Genomic DNA, 7,589 nt, shown 5'->3' with positions numbered 1-7,589 from the left:
ATTTCCAGCCTGGGCGAGGGATCGACATCACACCCCCGAATGTTCCTGGCGCCAAGCCTTTGGCTTCTGGTTCGGGGCCCTGCGGCCTCACCCGGAGATACGGCCCAGTCTTGTTGAGATGTTCCTCGGTCGGGTGCGGGAGCGGCTTGAGAAGCACCTGAGCGCCCTGGGTATCACGCGGCAGTGCTCGGTCGAGGGGGGTGCCCTGCTCCAGCTTCTCCCTGATCACGGCGATCGGGTTCGGGCTCTGGATCGGGCGGGATCGGGATCGGGATCGAGACACTCAGCCGCACACGCTTAGTACACCTGTCCCAGTGTAGGTGCTAGTATTCGCTTTCCGCCAGCCCCGGTCGCGCGCGCCTCCCTCGGGAGGAGCCGGTGCAACGCCAGCGCCCAATTCACCGAAACTTGTGTTCCGATGGGATCTCCTTCCTCTCGGCGCGGTGTGTTGGGCTCGGCCGAGGCTGTTACCTACGTCCGTTCCAACCAAGACTTCCGCGCCACCGTCCAAGCCGTCGCCGCTGATCTCGGCGTCAACGAATCGGCCATGTTCCGATCAGGCGTTGTCGCCTTGATCACGGCTCATCCCGACGTTTCAGATGAGCACAAGCGAGCCCTGGCCAAGGCCAACGCCCGCATCCGCTCCTTCTTCGTCAACCTGCCACTCCGCGACACGGCAGCTCCCCTCTCCACCACCGGGGAGGGCTGAACCATGCAGCCAAAAAAAGAGCCCTCGGCCGTTAGGAGCGGCTGGAGGGGCAGGACTGCGGATGCTCCACTGCATCATGCCTCAGCCATTGAACTGCGCGCCGACACACAGCAGTCGAGCGGCTTCGACGACATCTCTCAGTCCGGATGGGAGGAAGGGATGGAAGCGGTCGAGGCCGATCGCTATCAGCGCCTCATCGAGGACGCCCGGGAACATGGACTCCAGGAGGCGGATTGATGAACCATTCCGCACCGCAGAGCACTCCCCTATCCCCGGAGCACCTCGATCACCTGCTCAAAGAGCTGGGCAGCGAAGAGGCTTTGCATGTCGCCGTCAGGTACGGAGCACGCAGCATCAATGCTGATGAGGCCAACCACCTGGGTTTCCGATTCCAGGGCTGGCGTGGAGGCGGACTGCTGCTGCCCTTCTGCGCAGCCTTCGCCCAACTTCGGTGTGATGACCCTCCGACATCAGACCGAGGAGATCAGATCAAGTATCTGAGTCAGCTGGGCGCCAAGCAGCACGCCGCGACCTTCGGGCATGGTGAACCCACCATCGCCACAGAGGGCTGGAAAGATGCCCTGAGGCTGCACCTGGCGACCGGAGAGACCGTTCAGGCCATCGCTGGTGTAACCACTTGGAAGCTGCTGGCGCTAAGCGTGCAGCTGCTGATCTACGACGCTGACGCAGTCAACAACCCCTCCGTCTGGGGTCAGTTGGTCGCTGCTGGCCTTAATCGTCCGAGGCTGCGGCTGGCCTTCTTCCCCAGTGACCTGGCAGGGCCTAAGGGCGGTGCCTGTGAGTTCTTCAGGGCTGGTGGGGACCTGGCCAACGTGGACCGCTGGAAGGCCCGTGAGCTCCTGCGGAAGCTGCCGAAGCGGTGGGATCGGAACCTGCGGGTGGACTGGCATGTCCCATCGATCCGTCGCCTGAGCTCGCTGTCGCTGCAGGCAGCCTTTGGCGGTGACACGGCTGTCCAGCTTGTTGAGGCAGGAGCGAAGCAGATCGGGTTTTCGATCCGCAGGGCCAGGCAGATCCTCGGGAAGGAGAAGAGCAAACGGTCCGCGACCGATGGAGATCGGGGCATCCTCCGAACTGATGCACCACCGGAACGACAGGCTGCTGAAGTTCTCTATGCAGAACGCGACCAACTGATCGTTTGGGTGGGCGGCTGCTTGCGCAGGTATGACCGTGCCCTGGGGTACTGGCGCGTTTGGCCTCTCGATGAGGCTCGGACAGCTGCACTGGGTGTGCTCAGCCGGCTGTATGAACCGCCTAAGGACCAGACCAAAGCCAAGTGTCGGTTCATGTTTGGCACTGATAGGCAAGTGACGGGCGCTGTTTCGCTCCTTGCAGGTCTTGCTGGTCGCGGCCCGCTGCAGGACGTGCCGCCCCCAGTGGTCGTGTTCGGTAACGGCACCATCAACCTGCGCACCCGTCTCCTGGAACCTCACAGCCCAGAGCACGGGGCGACATACGCAGCTGATGCCGACTACATCCCTGGTGCCGGATGTCCTGCAGCACTGCAGCGGGTGATCGAAACCTGTTACCCGGAGGGTGCGGAACAGATCATCCGGGCTGAACTGCGCTGGCTGATCGACCCGTCAGTTCGGTACGGCGAGGTGTTCCACCACCTGGGCGATACCGGAACGGGGAAGGGGCTCCTGGTCGAGTTCCTCTCCAGCCTTCTGCCGCCGTCAGTGCAGGCGACAGCTGCTCATCCGGCGAGCCTTGAAACTCCTGAGAAGCTTTACCAGGCGGTGCGCGGTCGGCGGCTTCTGCTGTTCCCCGACTGTCCGGCGAGGCTCCGCAACAGCGGCCATAGCGGGCCTTTCTACGAGCTGGTGGAGAACAAACCCCAGACCACCCGGCGCCTCTATTCGGCAGAGGCAGAGGCGGCCCGACCGCTCCATGTCGGCTGCATCATCGCCAGCGTTGCGCCGCTGCAGTTCAGCGACGGTCGGGATGGCTTCCTGCGCCGATGTCTCACCCTGCAGACCCTGCCAAGGAGTGGAGACCCGGATCCCACGCTGCGATCCGATCTGATCGGTTCCACCCCTGAACATCGTGTTATCCGCAGCCAGGCCTTGAGCTGGGCGCTGTCCATGCCCACCGACGAGGTGGAAGCGGTCCTGTCCAAGAACGACCCGGAGGGACTGCTCCGTCTGGGTGAAGCGGAAGCTGCTGCGGCTGGGGACAGCGTCAGCCAGTTCGTGGATGCCTGTCTGGTGCCACATCCTCTCGGTCCTGATGCCGAGGTAGATGATCTCGACCTGGGACAGATGTTCGAGGCGTATCGCGGCTGGTGCAAGTACGCCGGGGTGGAGCACGCGATGCAGCTTCAGAACTTCCTGGGGCAGCTTCGTCGAGTCCTTGGCCCAGGGAGGTGCCTGCCCAGGCGGAAGGAATCGCGGATGGAGGCTCGGGCCGATGGCCGTTCGCCATCCCAGCGCCAGAACCTCCCTCGTCTCTATGCGGGCTTTGCTCTGAGGCCTGGCCTGCTCGGACCAATCAACGGGCCGAGTGGTCTCGGCAACAGGGAAACGTTCGACCGGATGAAGGTCGGCTCCTGTGGCCTTAGGGCCATCACTGCCCTGACCTCTGCCCTGAGACCACCCCCCCTGAGACCGCCCTCGGACACCCTGGGACCACCTCACGGACCTGATCCGGGCATCGCCGCCGACCCTGTTGGCGAAGCAGGGAACCCTGAGACCAACCCCCCGGTCTCAGGGCGGACTCAGGGGGCGGACTCAGGGCAGTCCCCCAGGAACGAATCCCAGGCTGGCACTGGGTTTTTAGCCAATCAAGAAGGGTGGTCTCAGGGCTCTCCCCTCTATCCTGAACAAGGAGAAAAAAAAGTAGATGAGGGGGGTAAAAAAGGGGATGGCCTACATGTTTTTTGTAGGGAGAGAAAGGTAAACGCGAGAGCCCTGAGACCACCCTTGGGCGTTCCTGCAGCGCCACCTCCAGCCCCTGCTCCATCCGTCCCGGTTGATCCGGACCATGGGCTGGCGGAGCCCGCTGCCCAAGAGCGCACCACCTCGAGCACGGCCGATCCCGTTGCTTCGGTCCACCCACCGCAGGGAACACCGATCCCTCGGTCGAACCCAATCCCGGCAGCTGTACCCGCTTTCCCGTCCTCGCTCCAATCGGCCCTGTCCTGCTACCTGGTGTCCACGACCGTCCCAGGCAATGGCTCATCCCGTTGCATCTCCGTGGCCGACTTCTGGGAGGTGTTCGTCCGATGGCTGACTGGGCATCGCAGCAAGGTGGAGGTCCCGACAGCTGAAGAGCTTTCCATCGAGCTGGGGTGCCGTCTCGGTGTCGGCAGCTTCACCGACGAGCAAGGTGTCCGTCGTTGGAACCGCTTGCCACGGCCTGGCGGTGGTTCAGCCCCCGCTCCGGTTCCCGCTCCAGAGCCACCGTCCAAGGTCCAGGTCATTTCGGACCCGTGGGCTTCACTCGAGCCTGATGCAGCGGTCCATCAGAGCGTCCCGGTCGATGTCGAGGCGGACCCTCCCCCGAAGGCCAGGACTCGCTCGGGTAAGGGGGCGACCAGGGCCAAGGCCGCTCCCTACCCGAGCGAGGACGAGCGGGGTCCACTCCCTGCTGGTCCGCTGGTCGATCCATCTGGTGGGGAGGGACCGATGGTGCTTGATCTGGAGACCTGCTCAGCAACCCAGCTCTGGGCACCAGCAGCTCCTGGAAGGCCCTTCATCCGGCTGGTGGGCACCGAAGTAGGCATCGACACTGATCCGTCCCCCCTGGCGGGCTGGGTGGCCTCGGGTGGCCGCATGATCACCCATAACGGCTTCGGCTTCGACTACCTCGCCCTGGCCAGGCATCGCTGGCTGGATCTGCTTCAGGCAGCCGAGGAGGGCAGGCTCATCGACACGATGGTGCTGGCCCTGGCCCTGGATCCACCCAAGCCACCTGTGGACCGGAAGCTCAGCGGTTGGCAGATCGCACAGCTCTACTCGCTGAACCGGTGTGCGGAGCGTGCTGGTGTCCCTGGCAAGACGGAGGACCTGAAGAAACTGGCCAGGGACGCCGCCAAGGCTCAGGGTCACAGCGGCAAGCCCAAGCAGCTGGAGGCCATCGGCTACGGCTTGATCCCTCGCAACCATCCCGACTACCTGGCCTACCTGCGGGGGGATGTGGCGGCCTGTCGTGCCATCTATGACGCCCTGGTCCCCGATGGTCAGCTAAGCCCCTACGCCAGGCGGGAGATGCGCGTCATGGGGCGCCTCGTCACCGGCATCACGCTCCATGGCACCCGGCTGGATCTGGACCTGACACGGTCCCGCTACGACGCCATCGAAACCAGGAAGGAGGAGTGCCGATCCCGACTGGTCGCCGACTACGGACTGCCCACCACAACCAACAGCGGTGCCACTGCTGCCAACCCACTGGGCTGCAAGGGTGCCGCAGAGGCGATCACCAAAGCCGCTGCCGATGTAGGCCTCGTTCTGCCCCTCACCGCCACAGGCAAACCCAGCACCAGCAAGGTCGCCCTAGAGCCGTTGCTGGAGCAGGCCAGGGAGCAAGACAACCAGGCCCAGATTGAGTTGCTGGAGACGATCCTGAGCCTCACGGGCGCCCGTTCCGTCTATGCCACTGCCCTGGATCACTGCCAGAGCGATGGGCTGATCCATCCACAGGTCGCTCCACTTCAGGCATCTGGCCGGTTCAGCCTCACCAATCCCGGCATCACGGTGTTCGGCAAGCGTGGTGGTCGCGTCACAGAGCGGGCAATCTTCCTGCCTGATGCCGACGACCATCGGCTCCTGGCCGCTGACCTCAGCCAAATCGATATGCGTGCCATGGCCGCCCACGCCCAGGACCCTGCCTACCTGGAGCTGTTCAAGCCCGGCCGTGATGCCCACACCGAGATCGCCGCTGCTGTCGGACTGAGCCGCTCTGATGCCAAGGCGATCGGCCATGGCTGGAACTACGGCATGAGCGTCGCAGGCATGGTGCGCCATGGCATCAACCCGTCCCTGGCTGAACAGTTCGACCAAGGGATGCGGCGATCCTTCCCCCAGCTGGTGGCCTGGCGTGACTGGATCCGTGAGCGGGCTGCCTCAGGACAGCTGCTCGACAACGGCTTCGGTCGGTTGATGCGGCCCAATCCAGCCCGAGCGCATACCCAGGGGCCTGCCCTGATGGGTCAGGGAACAGCTCGCGACCTGATGATGCTGGCTCTGCTCCGTCTGCCCCTCTGGCTGGTGCCTCAGCTCCGATTTCTCGTCCATGACGAGCTGGTGTTCAGCGTCCCTGTGGCCCGCCTCGATGAGGCAGGAGAGCAGATCCTCCAGGCCATGACCTTCGACTGGGCACCACCTGGAGCCTCCCTGCGTATCGGGGTAACGGGTGAACTCAGCCACCCGGGGAGGAATTGGGCGGAGTGCTACGGCTGAGGTGGATCTCCCAGCTGTGCTTTTAATAAGGAGGTCCGAGTCTGAACAGGGGGCGATCAGGCGTCTATCAAGATCGGCAGATTGCTATCGGGAGGAAGTTGCATCTGGACTTTCTGCCATGGCTTCATGGCCTCAAGCTCCTTAATAGTCAGCTCGACGTTTGCTCTCCAGGGCTTGGGCCAGGCACGCGGCACTGGACCCATGACGACTTGATCAGGAAGGGCGGGCGGCCCTGAGTTGGGGCGCACCACCAGAGCGGCGGTAGATTCGATCCTATTTATTTTATACCTGGTGCATTTTTAGCTGGTGCGGGTTGTAATCAAGACCGTTGCCACGCTCAGTGGCGGTCTGAAACACTGTATTTGGGCTCAGTTGCTCGGTCTGTAGAACGGTGATCTGTCGAAGGGTGGCGGAGGGGCTGACCCCGGTACCTTCACTGGGGGAAGATCGGCACAAGGATCATACCGATCAGGATTGCCCGGGCGAACTTTGCAATCTGTTTGCCCAGGCTCACAATCAGAGTAGGCTGTTGATCAAGCGTTTGAGCCCTTGCCTCATTCTCACCTGGAGTCCCATTTAAGGTGCATGCCGCCTGCGTAGCTGCATGTCTTGTACACCGTTGCTCCAAGATAATCGGGCTGGTCACCCCCAAACGCGAGAACTGCTATGGCGGCCGCAAGGCGCGTTGAATTTGCATCGCTTCTCAATCGGCAGAGCGTTTCAAGAACATTGAGTTCAGCTTTTGTGAGATTAGATGGCCTCCAGTCCGCTCCTTTCTTGAAGTGCCAGCTGGATGGAGTATCGACTACGCCGCGCATTCCTACCGCATCCTTGCATCTGGAAAGATCTTGATCAGACCACTTGAGCTCGGCAAAACGCTTCCAGCATTCTGACTCACCCATGCGAGGGCCGTCATAGGTTCCTTGAGCATTGACAGCAGTCAAGTTGATCGACATAGACGCGATCATTAGAGCTCCTGCAATAAGAGTTTTGTGTCTCATGAGAAATCAGTCAGCTTTGGAGGTAGATTTAGACAACGCTTGCAACATGCTTCCCTTAAAATGGATCATCTTCAAGTGCTTCTTCGCTACCGCAGTCACGAAATTATGGCCTTCACGGATGGCCATAGAGGCCGCGTTGTTCTTCTTTTTCCGCTCTTTCAATCCATGGCGAGAGTCGAAGCCTGAAAGGGAGAAGCTGTTGGCCGTATTTGTGAAGGAGCGCCGCTTTCCGTCTTCAATTCTTAGATCAACTGATGATTGTTTAGGGAGCCTCTGGGCAACGAGCCCTGAAAGTGGGTCCAAGGTTGGAATTTGCTCGGAATGAACAACGTTTGGCGAATCTGAGGTTGGCTTGGCTGATTTCACCCTTTCGGGTGCCAAAATCTGCCCATGTTGGCCGATTCTTTCCCTCGACAGGCACACTGATCTCCTGATCACGTACTGCATAGCAACCTGCGA

At 61.9% G+C, this 7,589-nt stretch carries 5 protein-coding genes; 3 read left to right on the top strand and 2 right to left on the bottom strand.

Annotated features, from left to right (window positions below; translation table 11 throughout):
* The first annotated feature begins 448 nt into the window (after positions 1-448).
* From IQ216_RS09445 to IQ216_RS09435, 3 genes are read left to right on the top strand one after another with little or no spacing between them, the layout of a single operon-like run.
* Positions 449-709: a hypothetical protein gene (locus IQ216_RS09445; RefSeq protein ID WP_193815268.1), complete on the top strand. Its 261-nt coding sequence runs from the start codon at positions 449-451 to the stop codon at positions 707-709.
* A 3-nt stretch (positions 710-712) separates the two neighbouring features.
* Positions 713-946, top strand: coding sequence for a hypothetical protein (locus IQ216_RS09440; protein WP_193815267.1), 234 nt, complete (start codon positions 713-715; stop codon positions 944-946).
* The gene (locus IQ216_RS09435) at positions 946-6,129 is read left to right on the top strand and encodes a DNA polymerase (protein WP_193815266.1); all 5,184 of its coding nucleotides are present in this window, start codon (positions 946-948) and stop codon (positions 6,127-6,129) included. The genes IQ216_RS09440 and IQ216_RS09435 overlap by 1 nt, the downstream gene beginning before the upstream one ends.
* Before the next feature lie 560 nt (positions 6,130-6,689).
* Here IQ216_RS09435 and IQ216_RS09430 read toward each other — a convergent pair.
* A complete protein-coding gene (locus tag IQ216_RS09430) occupies positions 6,690-7,085 on the bottom strand; it encodes a hypothetical protein (protein ID WP_193815265.1) in 396 nt (131 codons plus the stop codon).
* A gap of 51 nt (positions 7,086-7,136) precedes the next feature.
* Positions 7,137-7,589: hypothetical protein (locus tag IQ216_RS09425; RefSeq protein WP_228007344.1), on the bottom strand; the 453-nt coding region annotated here is incomplete at its 5' end.

The organism is Cyanobium sp. LEGE 06143 (assembly GCF_015207535.1).
Taxonomy (GTDB): Bacteria; Cyanobacteriota; Cyanobacteriia; order PCC-6307; family Cyanobiaceae; genus NIES-981.
This window is presented reverse-complemented; position numbering and strand designations above follow the sequence as displayed.

Excerpts from the sequence above, each read along its gene's own strand:
- IQ216_RS09440 (WP_193815267.1), top strand. The coding sequence starts at position 713 with ATGCAGCCAAAAAAAGAGCCCTCGGCCGTTAGGAGCGGCTGGAGGGGC.
- IQ216_RS09435 (WP_193815266.1), top strand. The coding sequence starts at position 946 with ATGAACCATTCCGCACCGCAGAGCACTCCCCTATCCCCGGAGCACCTC.
- IQ216_RS09430 (WP_193815265.1), bottom strand. The coding sequence starts at position 7,085 with ATGTCGATCAACTTGACTGCTGTCAATGCTCAAGGAACCTATGACGGC.